This window comes from Pseudomonas sp. UBA6699, assembly GCF_002454615.1.
In the GTDB taxonomy this organism is placed as follows: domain Bacteria; phylum Pseudomonadota; class Gammaproteobacteria; order Pseudomonadales; family Pseudomonadaceae; genus Aquipseudomonas; species Aquipseudomonas juntendi.
This window is the reverse complement of the sequence record NZ_DKJF01000102.1, coordinates 1-16,048: the sequence shown is the minus strand read 5'-3', so window position 1 is coordinate 16,048 and position 16,048 is coordinate 1. Positions and strand designations below refer to the sequence as shown.

Here is a 16,048-nt window from a genome sequence, read left to right as displayed (position 1 = left end):
CCATTGATTTTACGGGTGCCGCCCACGCTGGCCCAACCTTTGCTCTACGCTTTCCAACTCCCTAACAAACACAATAGCCAGGAGACACACCATGCGTTACGCACATCCCGGTACCGAAGGCGCGAAGGTTTCCTTCAAGAACCGCTACGGTAACTACATCGGTGGTGAGTTCGTTCCTCCGGTAAAGGGTGAATACTTCACCAACACGTCCCCGGTGAACGGCCAGCCGATTGCCGAATTCCCCCGCTCCACTGCCGAAGACATCGACAAGGCACTGGACGCTGCCCACGCTGCCGCCGACGCCTGGGGCCGCACCTCGGTGCAGGACCGCTCCAATGTGCTGTTGAAAATCGCCGACCGCATCGAGCAGAACCTCGAACTGCTGGCCATTACCGAAACCTGGGACAACGGCAAACCGATCCGCGAAACCCTGAATGCCGACATTCCGCTGGCGGTCGATCACTTCCGCTATTTCGCTGGCTGCATTCGTGCACAAGAAGGTGGCGCCGCCGAAATCAACGAAGGCACCGTGGCCTACCACATCCACGAACCGCTGGGCGTGGTCGGGCAGATCATCCCGTGGAACTTCCCGATCCTGATGGCCGCCTGGAAGCTTGCACCGGCCCTGGCCGCTGGCAACTGCGTGGTGCTCAAGCCGGCCGAACAGACCCCGCTGGGCATCACCGTGCTGCTGGAAGTGATCGGTGACCTGCTGCCCAAAGGCGTGCTCAACGTGGTGCAGGGCTATGGCCGCGAAGCAGGTGAAGCGCTGGCGACCAGCAAGCGCATCGCCAAGATTGCCTTCACCGGCTCTACCCCGGTTGGCTCGCACATCATGAAATGCGCCGCCGAAAACATCATCCCGTCCACCGTGGAACTGGGCGGCAAGTCGCCGAACGTGTACTTCGAAGACATCATGCAAGCCGAGCCGAGCTTCATCGAGAAAGCGGCCGAAGGCATGGTGCTGGCTTTCTTCAACCAGGGCGAAGTGTGCACCTGCCCATCGCGTGCGCTGGTGCAGGAGTCGATCTACCCGCAGTTCATGGAAGTGGTGATGAAGAAGGTGCTGCAGATCAAGCGCGGCGACCCTCTGGACACCGACACCATGGTTGGCGCACAGGCCTCGCAGCAGCAGTTCGAGAAGATCCTCTCGTACCTTGAGATCGCCCAGCAGGAAGGTGCCGAGTTGCTGACCGGTGGCAAGGTTGAAAAACTCGAAGGCTCGCTGGCCACCGGTTACTACATCCAGCCGACCCTGCTCAAGGGCAACAACCGCATGCGCGTGTTCCAGGAGGAAATCTTCGGCCCGGTGGTCAGCGTCACCACCTTCAAGGACGAAGCCGAAGCGCTGGCGATCGCCAACGACACCGAGTTCGGCCTGGGCGCCGGCGTGTGGACCCGCGACATCAACCGCGCTTACCGCATGGGCCGCGGGATCAAGGCTGGCCGTGTATGGACCAATTGCTACCACCTGTACCCGGCGCATGCCGCGTTCGGTGGCTACAAGAAGTCCGGGGTTGGGCGCGAAACCCATAAGATGATGCTCGACCACTACCAGCAGACCAAGAACCTGCTGGTGAGCTACGACATCAATCCGTTGGGCTTCTTCTAAGCAACTAGCTGCAAGCTTCAAGCTTCAAGCTTCAAGCTTCAAGCTTCAAGCTTCAAGCTTCAAGCTTCAAGCTTCAAGCTTCAAGCCGCAAGAATAAAGCGAATCGCCCGCCGACTCGCTTTTCTCTTGCAGCTTGCAGCTTGCAGCTTGCAGCTTGCAGCTTGCAGCTTCAGTCTTGCAGCTCCCTGGCTCGCTTCCTGCAGTACCCATCACCATCGGCGCGGATCCCTTCCGCCCACCAAGAAAAACAACAGGTGAAACTATGCCAAGCGATCAATCCGCCGGCTCGCCGGCAGGCTCTTCCGTCGACTTCGAGAAGGTCGGTTCGGACTATTTCCAGCAACGTGAATTGAAAAAAGGCGCGGCCGGCTGGGTGCTGCTGGTCGGCCTGGGGGTGGCCTATGTCATTTCCGGCGACTACGCCGGCTGGAACTTCGGCCTGGCCCAAGGTGGCTGGGGCGGCATGTTCCTCGCGACCCTGCTGATGGCCACCATGTACTTGTGCATGTGCTTCTCGCTGGCCGAGCTTTCCTCGATGATCCCGACCGCTGGCGGTGGCTACGGCTTTGCCCGCAGCGCCTTCGGCCCCTGGGGCGGTTTCCTTACCGGCACGGCGATCCTCATCGAATACGCGATCGCCCCCGCCGCCATCGCGACCTTCATCGGCGCCTACTGCCAGTCGTTGTTCGGCATTGGCGGCTGGATGATCTACCTGGCGTTCTACGTGGTGTTCATCGGCATCCACATCTTCGGGGTGGGCGAAGCACTGAAGTTGATGTTCATCATCACGGCCATCGCCGCCATTGCCCTGGCGGTGTTCCTGGTGGCCATGGTGCCCCATTTTGATGCAGCCAACCTGTTCGACATCGCCAAAACGGACGCTGTCGGCGCCAGCAGCTTCCTGCCGTTCGGCTATGTCGGGGTATGGGCGGCGATCCCGTATGCCATCTGGTTCTTCCTCGCCGTCGAAGGCGTGCCTCTGGCCGCCGAAGAAACCAAGAACCCCAAGCGTGACCTGCCACGCGGCCTGATCGGCGCCATGCTGGTGCTGCTGGCCTTTGCCCTGCTGATCCTGGTGGTCGGCCCTGGCGGCGCGGGTTCCGAGGCGCTGAAAGCTTCCGGCAACCCCCTGGTCGAAGCATTGGCCAAAGCCTACGGCGGCGCTACCTGGATGGGCAGCTTCGTCAACCTAGTCGGCCTGGCCGGCCTGATCGCCAGCTTCTTCTCGATCATCTATGCCTATTCGCGGCAGATTTTCGCCCTGTCCCGCGCCGGCTACCTGCCGCGCAAGCTGTCGGAAACCAACAAGAGCAAGGCGCCGGTCATGGCCCTGGTCATTCCTGGCATCATCGGTTTTGCGCTGTCGCTGACTGGCCAGGGCGACCTGCTGATCCTGGTCGCGGTATTCGGCGCTACGCTGTCGTACGTGCTGATGATGGCCGCGCATATCACCCTGCGCATCCGCCGGCCGAAGATGGAGCGCCCGTACCGTACCCCTGGCGGCATCTTCACCTCCGGCCTGGCCCTGGTGCTGGCGTGCATCGCCGTGGTCGCCGGTTTCCTGGTGGACCCGCGCGTGGTGATTGGCGCCGCAGTGATCTATGCGGTATTAATTGCCTACTTTGCTTTCTACAGCCGCCACCACCTGGTAGCGGGCACCCCGGAAGAGGAATTCGCCGCGATCCAGCAGGCCGAAGAGGCTCTGCACTGACCGGCGCCACCCGCCGCGGGGCAACCCGCGGCTCTGGAGATTCTGTATGGCAAGTTTCGTACACACGGTCGGCCACCTGGTCTACCGCTTCGACAGCCTCAAGGATGTCATGGCCAAGGCCAGCCCGGCGCGCTCCGGGGACTACCTGGCAGGCGTTGCGGCAAGCAACGACGGCGAGCGCGTAGCCGCGCAGATGGCCTTGGCCAATATCCCGCTGACGCATTTTCTCAACGAAGCCCTGATCCCCTACGAAGCCGACGAGGTCACCCGGCTGATCATCGACAGCCATGATGCCCAGGCATTTGCGCCGGTCAGCCACCTCACCGTCGGCGGCCTGCGTGACTGGTTGCTGAGTGAAGAGGCCAACGAGGACAGCCTGCGCGCCCTGGCGCCAGGGCTGACCCCGGAAATGGCGGCGGCGGTATCGAAGATCATGCGCGTGCAGGACCTGGTGCTGGTGGCGCAAAAAATCCGTGTGGTCACCCGTTTTCGCGGCACCATGGGCCTGCGCGGGCGCCTGTCGACCCGCCTGCAGCCCAACCACCCGACGGACGAGCCGGCCGGCATTGCCGCCAGCATTCTCGACGGCCTGTTGTACGGCAACGGCGATGCCATGATCGGCATCAACCCGGCAACCGACAGCATTGCCTCGATCTGCGCCCTGCTGGAAATGCTCGATGCCATCATCCAGCGCTACGACATACCCACCCAGTCCTGCGTGCTGACCCACGTCACCACCTCCATCGAAGCGATCAACCGCGGCGTGCCGCTGGACCTGGTGTTCCAGTCCATCGCCGGTACCGAAGCGGCCAATGCCGGCTTCGGCATCAACCTGAACGTGCTGCAGGAGGGTTACGAAGCCGGCCTTTCGCTCAAGCGCGGCACCCTGGGGCAGAACCTGATGTACTTCGAAACCGGCCAGGGCAGTGCGCTGTCGGCCAATGCCCACCACGGGGTCGACCAGCAAACCTGCGAAACCCGCGCCTATGCCGTGGCCCGCCACTTCAAGCCGTTCCTGGTCAACACCGTGGTCGGTTTCATTGGCCCGGAGTACCTGTACAACGGCAAGCAGATCATCCGCGCCGGCCTCGAAGACCACTTCTGCGGCAAGCTGCTGGGCGTGCCGATGGGCTGCGACATCTGCTACACCAACCACGCCGAGGCCGACCAGGACGACATGGACACCCTGCTGACCCTGCTGGGTGTGGCCGGGATCAATTTCATCATGGGTATCCCCGGCTCCGACGACATCATGCTCAACTACCAGACCACCTCGTTCCACGACGCGCTCTACGCGCGCCAGACCCTGGGCCTGAAGCCCGGGCCGGAATTCGAGGCATGGCTGGCCCACACCGGCATCTTCACCCAGGCCGATGGCCGGGTGCGCTTCGGTGACAACCTGCCGCCGGCCTTCCGCCAGGCCTTGGCACAGCTTGCATAGGGATCACCATGGACCATCACACCCCTACCCCTGAAAACCCTTGGCTGGCCCTGCGCACGCTGACCCCGGCGCGTATCGCCCTGGGCCGCAGCGGTACCAGCCTGCCGACCGGGGCGCAACTGGACTTCCAGTTCGCCCATGCCCAGGCCCGTGATGCCGTGCACCTGGCGTTCGACCACGCTGGCCTGGCTACCCAGCTGGCTGAACGCGGCCGCGAAAGCCTGGTGCTGCACAGCGCCGCCAGCGACCGCCACGAATATCTGCAACGGCCCGACCTGGGCCGGCGCCTGAACGAAGCATCGGTCGCCACCCTGCGCCAGCACGCCCAGGCCAACCCAGGCGGGGTCGACCTGGCCATCGTGGTTGCCGATGGCCTATCGGCGCTTGCCGTGCACCGGCATACCTTGCCGTTGCTGAGCCGGTTCGAGGAACAGGCCGCCGCCGACGGCTGGACCAGCGCACCGGTGGTGCTGGTGCAGCAGGGCCGCGTGGCAGTGGCCGATGAGGTGGGTGAACTGCTGGGCGCTCGCATGACAGTAATGCTGATCGGCGAGCGGCCCGGGCTCAGTTCGCCCGACAGCCTGGGGCTGTATTTCACCTATGCGCCAAAGGTCGGCCTGACCGATGCCTACCGCAACTGCATTTCCAACGTACGCCTGGAGGGCTTGAGTTATGGCATGGCCGCACACCGCCTGCTGTACCTGATGCGTGAAGCCTGCCGGCGCCAGCTGTCGGGGGTGAATCTGAAGGACGAAGCCGAGGTCCATAGCATCGACAGCGAACATGGCCCCGCGCAGCGAGGCAACTTCCTGCTTGGCGAGGGCTGAACACCCTGTCATGCAAAGCGGATTGCGCCGCGGGCCGGGCTTGGGGCAGCATGCCCTCGAAGCTGCTGGCAATCCGCTGTTTTCCCTAATGGACTCTGAGGGCCGCACATGCGCATCATCAAGGCAAAACTGGAACACCTCGACCTGTTGACGCCTATGTTCGTCAAATACCGTGAATTCTATGGGCAACTGCCCTATCCCGACAGCTCGCGCAGCTTCCTGGAAAAACGCCTGCAGCGGGACGAATCGGTGATCTACCTGGCACTCCCCGATGATGACGACAACAAGCTGCTGGGCTTCTGCCAGTTGTACCCGAGCTACTCGTCGCTGTCGCTGAAGCGGGTATGGATCCTCAACGATATCTACGTGGCCGAAGACTCCAGGCGCATGCTGGTAGCAGACCACCTGATGCGCGAAGCGAAGAAAATGGCCAAGGACACCAACGCCGTGCGCATGCGGGTGTCCACAAGCAGCAACAATGACACGGCGCACAAGACCTACGAGTCCATCGGTTTTCGTGAAGATACCGAGTTCAAGAGCTACATTCTGCCCATCAACCCGGATTGACCTGCGTCCGCCCCTGCGCGGGCAAGCCCACCCAGGGGCGGATACGGCACTACCGCGTGCAGTAACCCCCCGCTACAAACTCCCCGGGCATGATCGTCACTTAGCCGTATAATGGCCGGCCTGTCATGTGTGAAAATTTACCGATCCGCCGGTAAACCGAGCCTACGCCCAAGAACACAGGTGCTGTACATGGATTTCAACCCGCTCGACCTTATCCTGCATCTCGATGCCTACCTCGATTTGCTGGTCACCAATTACGGCCCCTGGATCTACGCCATCCTGTTTACCGTGATCTTCTGTGAAACCGGGCTGGTGGTGATGCCCTTCCTGCCGGGCGATTCGTTGCTGTTCATCGCCGGCGCCGTAGCCGCAGGGGGCGGCATGGACCCGGTCTTGCTGGCCGGCCTGCTGATGGCTGCTGCAATCATGGGCGACAGCACCAACTACGTGATCGGGCGCACGGCAGGCGAGCGTTTGTTCAACAACCCCAATTCGAAGATCTTCCGTCGCGATTACCTGCAGCGGACCCACGACTTCTACGAGCGCCACGGCGGCAAGACCGTGACCATGGCGCGCTTCCTGCCCATTCTGCGCACCTTCGCCCCGTTCGTGGCCGGTATTGCCCACATGCATTACCCGCGCTTCCTGGGCTTCAGCGTGGCCGGCTCGTTGCTGTGGGTAGGTGGCCTGGTCACCTTGGGCTACTTCTTCGGTAACGTGCCGTTCATCAAGCAACACCTGTCGCTGATGGTAGTGGGCATCATCATCCTGTCGTTGGTCCCGATGATCCTCGGCCTGCTGCGTACCCGCCTGGGCCGCGCAGCCAAGGCGCACTGACCGGCCAGCATGTGGTCGTTCCGCGCCTGGCGGCGCAAGCGGGCCTTGGCACGCTACCCGATCACGCCACAGCAATGGCAGGCCGTACGCGAATGCCTGCCGATGCTGGACGGCATCACCGACGAAGAAGACCACTGGCTGCGCGAAGCCTGCATCCTGTTCCTGCTCGACAAGCACCTCACGTGCCTGCCGGGCGTTGAACTGGGCGACCAGCAGCGGCTGCTGCTGGCCGCCCAGGCGCAACTGCCACTGCTGCACCTGGGCGAACTGAACTGGTACCAGGGCTTTCACGAAATCGTGCTCTACCCCGACGACTTCAAGAGCCCGCAGCGCCACCGCGATGCCAGTGGCGTGGAGCACGTGTGGGACGGCGAGCACAGTGGCGAGGCCTGGCAGCAGGGCCCGATCATCCTGGCCTGGAACGGCGTACTGGCCAGTGGCGGCTGGGAGGCCTACAACCTGGTCATCCACGAACTGGCGCACAAGCTCGACATGCTCAATGGCGATGCCAACGGCCTGCCGCCGCTGCACAGCGGCATGCCCGTGGCCGAGTGGGCCACCGCCATGCAACAGGCCTACGACGACCTCAACCGCCAGCTCGATGCCAACCCCGACGCCGAAACCGCCATCGACCCCTATGCGGCAGAGAACCCCGCCGAGTTTTTTGCCGTCACCAGCGAATACTTCTTTAGTGCCCCCGACCTGCTCCATCAGGCCTATCCATTGGTCTATCAGCAGTTGGCGCTGTTCTACCGGCAAGACCCGCTGGCGCGCCTGCGCCGGCTTCAGGCCGAGCACCCCGACTACCGCGAAAGCCACGCCTGACGCGGCCGCACATCAGGCCAGGCGTGGCATGCCCCGGCAGAATGTGCCTATAATCGTCGCCACTTTTTTGGTCAAACACGGGGGCACTGCCCAATGAGCTACAGCAAGATTCCGGCGGGCAAAGACCTGCCGAACGACATCTACGTCGCCATCGAGATCCCGGCCAACCACGCGCCGATCAAATACGAGATCGACAAGGACAGCGACACGCTGTTCGTCGACCGCTTCATGGCTACCCCGATGTTCTACCCAGCCAACTACGGCTTCATCCCGAACACCCTGGCGGACGACGGTGATCCGCTCGACGTGCTGGTCGTTACCCCGTACCCGGTCGCCCCAGGCTCGGTTATCCGCGCCCGCCCGGTTGGCGTACTGAACATGACCGACGACGGCGGCGGCGACGCCAAGGTCATCGCGGTTCCTCACGACAAGCTGTCGCAGCTGTACGTCGACGTGAAGGAATACACCGACCTGCCAGCCCTGCTGATTCAGCAGATCGAGCACTTCTTTGCCAACTACAAAGACCTCGAGAAGGGCAAGTGGGTCAAGATCGAAGGCTGGGAAGGCGCTGACGCTGCCCGTGCCGCGATCACCAAATCGGTCGCTGCCTACAAGGGCTGATACCGGTTGCAGGAAGAACCCCGCCATGGCGGGGTTTTTTTATGGCCAATCGCTGTACTCGGCGAATACTCCTACACAGCCCTACAGCTGTGCCCTACAACCAGCCACTTTTCATACAAGCCCCGTCAACATCAAGTTGATATCCTTGCTGGCACCGCGCCGCTACACTCGCTGGCATGAAGACCTCCGGTGACCGCCTCAGGGCCCTGCTTCACGAATGCGGCCTTACCCCTTCCGATTTCGCTGCCCAACGCGGCGTCACACCGCAGCACGTCAATAATTGGGTCAAGCGCGGCGTGCCCCTGGCACGGCTGGACGAAATGGCAGACCTGTTCTGTGTGCATCGCCGCTGGCTGCACACGGGCGAAGGGCCCAAGAACCCCAGCCCGATCCTGCGCAACGCCCGGCCGCGAAAGTTGCACACGCCTGCGCCGTCCCCGCTGCTGGTGGACCATGGCCGGCTGGTCAAGGTGCCGTACTACGAACTGCATGACGGCCTGCTCAGCCCAGTCGCCAGCAAACACCTGCGCCTGCCGGCAAAAGCGCTGCAGGGGTTGGGGGTTCGGGCCGACGATGCAATCAGCGTGACGATGCCCGACAGCAACATGCTGCCGCTGATCCCGCAGGAGGCGGTGCTGGTGATCGACGTGAGCATGACCCAGGTGTTCCAGGGCGAAACCTACGCCTTGCTGCACAACGGCGCGCTGCGGGTGAATACCCTCAGCCTCGGCCAACATGGCACGCTGTACCTGCACAGCCATGACCGGCGCAACTATGCGGTTGAGCGCTATACCCCGGCGCAGCGCCAGGCGCAGGGCCTGGAAGTGCTTGGATGGGTGTTCCACTGGTCGTATTTTCGCCAGCAGCGGCCCGGTTGAAACACCCTGTGCCATTTTTTGCTGGGCATCCAGAGCGTGCCCTTGTATGCTACGCCGCACATTCAGCCCCGACCGGCGCAAGCCGCAGTCCAGAGGGCTCGGCGACATCTCACACGGGTGTCTGCCATCTCTTCCAGGCCCTTGTGGCCACACAGTTAAGGCGATTGCGGCTTACCATAAATTAGTCGGAAGCGTCCCCGAGAAGCCGGCCACAAGCCGGCTTTTTAATGCCCCCGCATACTCGCCCGCCCGCCCGGGCAGAGCGCTTTCAGCCAGAGCAACCCTCAGAAGTCATAGCGCGCGCCCACCATCATGCTGCGCGACGGCCCATAGAAGTTGAAGGTCGACGTCGAGCCCACGCGCGACAAGTAATCGCGGTCGAACAGGTTGTTGACGTTGAATGTGGCGGTCAGCTGCGAAGTGACCGGGTACGACAGCATCGCATCCACCGTGGCATACCCTGGCGCATCGATGCGCACGCCACCGTTCTCGGCGTAAAAGTTGCTCATCGCCGAAATACCGCCCCCGATTGCCAGGCCGCTCAACGGGCCTCGGCTGATGGTGTACTTGCTCCACAATGAGGCCTGGTTGCGCGGCATGATGAAGAACGTGGTCTCGGCATCGCCCTCGACGGTTTCGGTTTCCATCCAGGTGTAGCCGGCCAGCAGTTCCCAGTTCGGCGTCAGCTTGCCGCTTACTTCCACTTCCGCGCCCTTGACCCGGGTTTTACCGGCGGCTACCGAGTCGGTGGTCGCCACGCCATCGGCGTCGTACAGGGTGGTAGCACGGTGCTTGTCGGTCAGGCGGAATACCGACAACCGCGTGTTCAGGTCGCCCCCAAAGTAGCTGCTTTTCAAGCCGAATTCATACTGCTCGCCTTCCCGGGGCTTCAACACCCGGCCGCTGCTGTCGGTGGCTGACTGCGGCTTGAACACCTGCGAATAACTGGCGTACAGCGCGTGGGTGTCGGTGAGGTCGTAGACCACGCCGCCGTAGGGGGTGAAGTGGCCGTCGACGCGCTTGCTGTCGTTGGTGCTGGCGCCACTGCCGAGGGTGGTGGTGTAGAAGTCACCGCGGTACCAGCTGAAACGCCCACCGGCGATCAACGCCAGGCGCTCGACGGGGCGGAAGGTAACCTTGGAGTACAGGCCATATTCCTCTTCCTGCATACCGGTTTCGCTGCTGTAGTTGGGCGACGGCTTGGCAAACTGCTTTGGCGAGTAGGTGTTGACGTTGATGGCGCCCAGGTTGGTCGTGCCATTGAGGTACTCGGTGTCGTAGTTCTTGTAGTCGCTGCCGACCACGAACTCGCTGACCTGGCCGAAGGTCTCGAACGGCTGGCTGTAGCTGGCGTCCAGCGAGTAGGTGTCCTGCGTGAAATCGCGGGCGCTGGCACGCTCGGAATTGCCACCGGTAGTGGCGTTGGTGGCGGTGAAGGCGTACAGGTACTGGGTGTCGCGGTGGGAGCCACGGGCGGCAATACGGCCGTAACCGCCGTTGTCGAAGCGGTGGGTCAGTTCGGCGACCAGGTCGGTGGTCTTGCCGTCGAAGTAGTTCCAGTCGGCCCCGAGGAAGCGTGAATGGCTGAAGTCGGGCACCTCACCCGACAAGGTGGCCGGGTAGCCATTATGCGGGGTGATGTTCTTCACTTCGTGCATCAGGCCGAACGACACGGCAGTAGCGTCGCTCAGGTCGATGTCCAGGGCACCATAGTAGCTATTGCTGGTGTTGGCGTTGTAGTCGACCTCGCCATTGGTGTCATCACGCGAAGCGATGAAGCGCCCACGCACACGACCCGCATCGTCCAGCGGCCCGCTCAGGTCGAGTTCTTCGTGGTTGGTGTCCCATGTGCCATAGCTGCCTTCGACGTGGCCCTGGAACTCGGCGGTGGGGCGCTTGCGCACCATGTTCACGATGCCGCCCAGCTCGCTGGTGCTGCTGAACAGCCCCGCCGGGCCGCGCATGATTTCGACCCGGTCGAACGCTGCCAACGACGGCACAGTACCGAAGATGCTGGCCATGGGCGCCGGTAGCCCGTCGATATTGAACTCGCTGTACTCGTAGCCACGGGCATAGATGGACGAGCGGCCACTGTCGTTGGTCAGGGTCCGCAGGCCGGCGGTGTACTTGGCCAGGTCATCCAGGTGCACGAACTGGCGATCCTTGACGTAATCCTGGGTGTACACGGTGATCGACTGCGGGATGTCCTTGAGCGCCGCCGGGGTCTTGGTGCCCACGGTTGCAGCATCGACACTGTAGCCGCCGGTTTGCTCCGAAGGCAGCATGTCGTACAGGCGGTTGCCCTCGATGGTCAGTGCCGGCAGGTCGAGCGAGTTGCCACCACCGGCCGCCTGCGTCGCTACCGTTTCAGCCAGTGCCGACACCGAAAAGGGCGCCAGCAGCCCTACTACCAGCCAGCCCCGCACCCGTCGCGGGCCCCCCACACTGATCAAACCGCTCATGACACACCCTCGCCCAATTGATAATAATTCGCAAACGACAGAAATTGCTTTTTGCGGAAGATACCGGAGCGAAAACCGGGGTGCAGCATGATTAACCTTCTTAACACATTGCGGCGTTGCCCTCGCCCCACGGTCAATGGGATGATGGCTAACTGATAGAAATTCTCATTCAAGGCTCAACGTGCCCACCTCACTGCTCCTTGCCGAAGACGACCCACGCCTGCGCCAGGACCTGGAACGCCATTTCCTAAACCGTGGGTTTCAGGTGCTGGCCTGCGCCAATGGCAGCCAGGCCCTGAATGCCATACGGCAATCACGCTTCGACCTGGTTTTGCTGGACATCATGCTGCCGGGCATCGACGGCCTCAGCCTGCTGGACGAACTGCGCCACCAGCAAGCGGTGCCAGTGATGCTGATGTCGGCGCTGGGGGCCGAACAGGATCGCATCAGTGGCTTCACCCGGGGCGCGGACGATTACCTGCCCAAGCCGTTCAGCCTGGCCGAACTCGACGCCCGGGTCGATGCCCTGCTGCGGCGCGTGGCGCTCGACCGCGGGCCGGCGTTGCGGGCCGATGGGGGGGCAGTGATGCTGGACCATGAACGCCAGGACGCCCTTCACCAAGGCAGGCCTGCCGGGCTGACCGCATCCGAATTCCGCCTACTGGCCACGCTGCGGGCTCACCCCGGCGAGGCCTTGAGCAAACCTTTCCTCTACCAGACCGTGCTGCACCGCGCCTACACGCGCCTGGACCGTGGCCTGGATGTGCATGTGTGCAACTTGCGCCGCAAGCTGGCCGACATCAGCGCCCAGCACTTGCAGATCCAGGCGGTCAGGGGCCAAGGGTACATCCTGATAGACACGGACCAGCCCTGATGCGGCGGCACCCCCTGCTGTGGAAACTGGCCCTGTTGCAGGTCGGTTTCTGTCTGCTGCTGACCTGGCTGATCTGGACCTGGGGGCTGTCGGTGGAACGCAGTACCTACTTCCTGTCGCCGGCTGACCAGCAATACCTGGCGCGCTACGCGCAACAGGCCGAACACGCCTGGAACCAAGGCGGCGCCACGGGCGCCGAAGCCTGGCGCAGGCAGCTGCAACGTACCGAAGGCACCTGGGCAGCCTTGATCGGCCCCCACCTGCAAAGCCTGGGCACCACGCCACTGAGCGCCGAGGAGGCCAGCCACCTTACCTTCATGCGCAAGCTGAACTGGCCCATGAGCCGGCGCCTGCAGGACGAACTGCCGTACGTCAGCATCGCGTTCCCGCAACACCCCGAAAACGGCCGGCTGGTGATGCAATTACCCGAACGCCTGCTACCCACTGGCCTTACACCCTGGACCCACCTGATCACCCATGGGGTCGCCCCCACCCTGCTTGCCCTGTTGCTGGGCCTGGCCCTGTACCGCCATCTGGTAGTTCCCCTGAACCGCCTGCGGGACCGGGCCGACGGCTTGCGCGCCGACGACCTCGACAGCCCCGCGCTGCCGTTGCAGGAGCGCCGCGATGAGCTGGGTGAGCTGGCCCAAGCCTTCGAGCACATGGCGGTACGCCTGCGCCAGAGCCTGGAGCAACAGCGCCTGCTGCTGCGTACGCTGTCCCACGAGCTGCGTACGCCGTTGGCGCGGCTGCGCATCGCCCATGACAGCGACTTGCCGCCGCCGCAGTTGCGCGAGCGCCTGGACCGCGAAGTCGCCGACATGCAAAAGCTGCTGGAGGACACCCTGGACCTGGCCTGGCTGGACACCGAACAGCCCAGCCTGCCGACCGAGCCGGTGCTGATGGTGGCCGTCTGGGAAGCCTTGTGCCAGGACGTCTGTTTCGAAAGTGGCTGGGCGCCAAGCCGCCTGCCTTGTTCGTTGGGCACCGCGTGCCGGGTGCAGGCCAACCTCGACAGCCTGGCCCAGGCCCTGGAAAACCTGATCCGCAATGCCGTTCGCCACTCGCCCGCCGAAGGCCGGGTCAGCCTGGATGGCTGGCGCGAGGGGGATTACTGGCACCTGCGCCTGAGTGACCAGGGGCCGGGGGTCGCGCACGCCGACCTGGAGCGCATCTTCCAGCCTTACCAGCGGCTGACCGAAAGTGGCGCTGGCTTTGGCCTGGGCCTGGCCATCGCCCGCCGCGCCATCGAACTGCAGGGTGGCCGCTTGTGGGCCAGCAATGCCCACCCTGGCCTATGCCTGCACATGACCTTGCCGGCGGCCCGGGACTGTTTAGAAAGTTAATGCGCTTTACCCTCAATCAGGACTGATTATCATCCTGCTGTTCCCGCTTTGCGCGCCTGCAAACCCCTGAAGAGATGCCTGATGAGCAAGTTGACCCTGGCCGTGACGATGGCACTGTGCCTGGCACAGCCGCTTGCTGCTCATGTTGCCCTTGCGCAGCCCGACCATGAGCAGAAGATGGACACCTCACTGCTGCAGCGCCATGACCTGGCCTACCGCTTCACTCAGCTCGACCTGGACTCGGCCGACGGCCAGCGGCATTACCGGCTGTGGGTCGGCAAACCGAACCAGCCGGCGCCAGCGGCGGGCTACCCGGTGCTGTGGATGCTCGATGGCAATGCCGCGCTGGGGGCACTGGATGGCCAGCAACTGGGCCGGCTTGCCGCAGGGCAGGCGCCATTGCTGGTGGCGGTGGGGTACCAGACCGAGCAGCGTATCGACCGTGCCGGGCGCACCCGGGATTACACCCCGGCGGTGCCTGGCCAGGCTGAGCAGCTTGACCCACTGACCGGAGCGCCCAGTGGCGGTGCCGACGTTTTCCTGGACCTGCTGACCGGGCGCATGCGTGCGATGGTGGCAGATGTGGCACCGATCGACCTGCAACGGCAGACATTGTGGGGGCATTCCTATGGCGGGCTGGCCGTTTTGCATGCGCTTTTCACCCGGCCTTGGTCATTCAGCGACTATGCGGCTGCCAGCCCTTCGCTATGGTGGCACGACGGCGCGATCGCGGGTGAGGCGCAGGGGCTCGAACAGCGCCTGGGAAGCAGCCGGCCGCGGCTGTTGCTGATGCGTGGCAGTGAAGAGCCGGCGAACCCGCGCACGCAGGTGCAAGGCGATGTCGAGCGGCCGGCGCGTGAGCTGGTGGCAAGCCTGGCCAGGGTGCCAGGCTTGCAGGTTCGTTTCGAGCGGTTTGCCGGGTTGGGGCATGGGCCAATGTTGCCGGCCTCGCTGAAGCAGGTGATTGATGGGATGTCGCGGTAAGCCTGTCAGCACCTTCCACAACGCCCGCCCCACGCTACCGCCAAAGGTCGTAGAACCGCGGCTTGCCAGCGGGGTGGCCACGTGCGGTATGCTGTGGCGGTCTTCAGGGCGGGGTGAAAGTCCCCACCGGCGGTAAATCGAAAGATGAGCCCGCGAGCGCCCCGGCCATGCCGGGGGTCAGCAGATCTGGTGCAACTCCAGAGCCGACGGTCATAGTCCGGATGAAAGAAGGCGTCAGGCGGGGGCCATCCGGGCGCCCCTGCGCACGCATTTTGTTCGCCCCGAGACGTTCATCGATCATTCACGAGGAGCGTTTCATGTCCACCCAGCACCACGCGCACTACCCCAATGTTTCCGCCGCCATCGCCGCCTTCAAGGCTGGGCGCCCTGTCCTGTTGCTGGACGATGACGACCGCGAAGACGAGGCGGACATCATTGCCGCCGCCGAAAACATTACGCTGCAAACCATGGCCATGATGATTCGCGATTGCAGCGGTATCGTCTGCCTGTGCCTGGACGAAGCCACCGTCGATGCGTTGCAGCTGGCGCCCATGGTGCAGAACAACCAGGCCCGCCATGGCACCGGCTTCACCGTCACCATCGAGGCGGCCGAAGGGATCACCACCGGGGTTTCTGCCCAGGACCGCCTCACCACCATTGCTGCGGCACTGCGTTCCAGCGCCGAACAGCGTCATATCGTCAGCCCGGGGCATGTATTCCCGCTGCGTGCGCGCAATGGCGGCGTGCTGGCCCGCCGTGGGCATACCGAAGGCTCGGTGGACCTGGCCCGCCTTGCCGGCCTGCGCCCGGCGGCGGTGCTGTGCGAACTGATGAACCCGGACGGGACCATGGCCCGTGGCGAACAGGTGGCAGTGTACGCGCGGCAGTACAATTTGCCGGTGCTGACCATCGAAGAGCTGGCGCGGTACCGGGAGGCGATGGTGGCGCTGGAAGCCGAGCCGGCCTGATAAGCCACTTTGGGGCAATTCGCGGGCACGCCCGCTCCCACAGGTATGGCGCAGCGCTTGAAGGCTGTGATGGACCTGGACTGCCCCCAAGAAGT

General features: G+C 63.6%; 14 protein-coding genes and 1 riboswitch. Of the genes, 13 read left to right on the top strand and 1 reads right to left on the bottom strand.

Features of this window, described 5'->3' with window-relative positions; genetic code table 11:
• Positions 1-91: 91 nt before the first annotated feature.
• The 9 genes from B3361_RS19915 to B3361_RS19875 all read left to right on the top strand — a co-directional run bounded on the left by B3361_RS19915 (position 92) and on the right by B3361_RS19875 (position 9,319).
• Positions 92-1,612, top strand: coding sequence for an aldehyde dehydrogenase family protein (locus B3361_RS19915; RefSeq protein WP_009685743.1), 1,521 nt, complete (start codon positions 92-94; stop codon positions 1,610-1,612).
• A 262-nt stretch (positions 1,613-1,874) separates the two neighbouring features.
• Entirely contained in the window at positions 1,875-3,323 is a 1,449-nt protein-coding gene (gene eat / locus B3361_RS19910) for an ethanolamine permease (RefSeq protein ID WP_009685742.1), read from the top strand.
• 46 nt (positions 3,324-3,369) lie between these two features.
• Positions 3,370-4,764, top strand: a complete 1,395-nt coding sequence (locus B3361_RS19905) for an ethanolamine ammonia-lyase subunit EutB (RefSeq protein WP_009685741.1) — start codon at positions 3,370-3,372, stop codon at positions 4,762-4,764.
• Positions 4,765-4,772: 8 nt separating this feature from the next.
• Entirely contained in the window at positions 4,773-5,591 is an 819-nt protein-coding gene (eutC, locus tag B3361_RS19900; protein ID WP_054904357.1) for an ethanolamine ammonia-lyase subunit EutC, read from the top strand.
• Between the two features lie 108 nt (positions 5,592-5,699).
• On the top strand, positions 5,700-6,158 hold the full coding sequence (locus tag B3361_RS19895) for a GNAT family N-acetyltransferase (protein ID WP_029886280.1): 459 nt from the start codon (positions 5,700-5,702) through the stop codon (positions 6,156-6,158).
• Positions 6,159-6,347: 189 nt separating this feature from the next.
• Positions 6,348-6,995, top strand: a complete 648-nt coding sequence (locus B3361_RS19890) for a DedA family protein (RefSeq protein WP_009685738.1) — start codon at positions 6,348-6,350, stop codon at positions 6,993-6,995.
• A gap of 9 nt (positions 6,996-7,004) precedes the next feature.
• Positions 7,005-7,820, top strand: a complete 816-nt coding sequence (locus tag B3361_RS19885) for a zinc-dependent peptidase (RefSeq protein ID WP_029886279.1) — start codon at positions 7,005-7,007, stop codon at positions 7,818-7,820.
• 93 nt (positions 7,821-7,913) lie between these two features.
• Positions 7,914-8,441, top strand: a complete 528-nt coding sequence (gene ppa / locus B3361_RS19880) for an inorganic diphosphatase (RefSeq protein ID WP_003255365.1) — start codon at positions 7,914-7,916, stop codon at positions 8,439-8,441.
• A gap of 176 nt (positions 8,442-8,617) precedes the next feature.
• On the top strand, positions 8,618-9,319 hold the full coding sequence (locus B3361_RS19875; RefSeq protein WP_054904358.1) for an XRE family transcriptional regulator: 702 nt from the start codon (positions 8,618-8,620) through the stop codon (positions 9,317-9,319).
• 284 nt (positions 9,320-9,603) lie between these two features.
• On the opposite strand, the gene B3361_RS19870 is transcribed toward B3361_RS19875, so the two are convergent.
• Positions 9,604-11,781: a TonB-dependent siderophore receptor gene (locus B3361_RS19870; RefSeq protein ID WP_286920331.1), complete on the bottom strand. Its 2,178-nt coding sequence runs from the start codon at positions 11,779-11,781 to the stop codon at positions 9,604-9,606.
• Positions 11,782-11,962: 181 nt separating this feature from the next.
• Between B3361_RS19870 and B3361_RS19865 the strand changes: the two genes are divergently transcribed.
• The 4 genes from B3361_RS19865 to ribB all read left to right on the top strand — a co-directional run bounded on the left by B3361_RS19865 (position 11,963) and on the right by ribB (position 15,953).
• A complete protein-coding gene (locus B3361_RS19865; protein ID WP_029886276.1) occupies positions 11,963-12,655 on the top strand; it encodes a response regulator transcription factor in 693 nt (230 codons plus the stop codon).
• Positions 12,655-14,001, top strand: a complete 1,347-nt coding sequence (locus tag B3361_RS19860) for a HAMP domain-containing sensor histidine kinase (RefSeq protein WP_286920330.1) — start codon at positions 12,655-12,657, stop codon at positions 13,999-14,001. The genes B3361_RS19865 and B3361_RS19860 overlap by 1 nt, the downstream gene beginning before the upstream one ends.
• An 81-nt stretch (positions 14,002-14,082) precedes the next feature.
• Positions 14,083-14,985, top strand: a complete 903-nt coding sequence (locus B3361_RS19855) for an alpha/beta hydrolase (protein WP_054904361.1) — start codon at positions 14,083-14,085, stop codon at positions 14,983-14,985.
• Positions 14,986-15,080: 95 nt separating this feature from the next.
• A riboswitch (FMN riboswitch) is annotated at positions 15,081-15,222 on the top strand.
• 80 nt (positions 15,223-15,302) lie between these two features.
• Positions 15,303-15,953 carry a 3,4-dihydroxy-2-butanone-4-phosphate synthase gene (gene ribB / locus B3361_RS19850; RefSeq protein WP_054904362.1) on the top strand — a complete coding sequence of 217 codons (651 nt, stop codon included), beginning with the start codon at positions 15,303-15,305 and terminating at the stop codon, positions 15,951-15,953.
• Positions 15,954-16,048: the final 95 nt, after the last annotated feature.

Excerpts from the sequence above, each read along its gene's own strand:
- B3361_RS19915 (WP_009685743.1), top strand. The coding sequence starts at position 92 with ATGCGTTACGCACATCCCGGTACCGAAGGCGCGAAGGTTTCCTTCAAG.
- eat (WP_009685742.1), top strand. The coding sequence starts at position 1,875 with ATGCCAAGCGATCAATCCGCCGGCTCGCCGGCAGGCTCTTCCGTCGAC.
- B3361_RS19905 (WP_009685741.1), top strand. The coding sequence starts at position 3,370 with ATGGCAAGTTTCGTACACACGGTCGGCCACCTGGTCTACCGCTTCGAC.
- eutC (WP_054904357.1), top strand. The coding sequence starts at position 4,773 with ATGGACCATCACACCCCTACCCCTGAAAACCCTTGGCTGGCCCTGCGC.
- B3361_RS19895 (WP_029886280.1), top strand. The coding sequence starts at position 5,700 with ATGCGCATCATCAAGGCAAAACTGGAACACCTCGACCTGTTGACGCCT.
- B3361_RS19890 (WP_009685738.1), top strand. The coding sequence starts at position 6,348 with ATGGATTTCAACCCGCTCGACCTTATCCTGCATCTCGATGCCTACCTC.
- B3361_RS19885 (WP_029886279.1), top strand. The coding sequence starts at position 7,005 with ATGTGGTCGTTCCGCGCCTGGCGGCGCAAGCGGGCCTTGGCACGCTAC.
- ppa (WP_003255365.1), top strand. The coding sequence starts at position 7,914 with ATGAGCTACAGCAAGATTCCGGCGGGCAAAGACCTGCCGAACGACATC.
- B3361_RS19875 (WP_054904358.1), top strand. The coding sequence starts at position 8,618 with ATGAAGACCTCCGGTGACCGCCTCAGGGCCCTGCTTCACGAATGCGGC.
- B3361_RS19870 (WP_286920331.1), bottom strand. The coding sequence starts at position 11,781 with ATGAGCGGTTTGATCAGTGTGGGGGGCCCGCGACGGGTGCGGGGCTGG.
- B3361_RS19860 (WP_286920330.1), top strand. The coding sequence starts at position 12,655 with ATGCGGCGGCACCCCCTGCTGTGGAAACTGGCCCTGTTGCAGGTCGGT.
- B3361_RS19855 (WP_054904361.1), top strand. The coding sequence starts at position 14,083 with ATGAGCAAGTTGACCCTGGCCGTGACGATGGCACTGTGCCTGGCACAG.
- ribB (WP_054904362.1), top strand. The coding sequence starts at position 15,303 with ATGTCCACCCAGCACCACGCGCACTACCCCAATGTTTCCGCCGCCATC.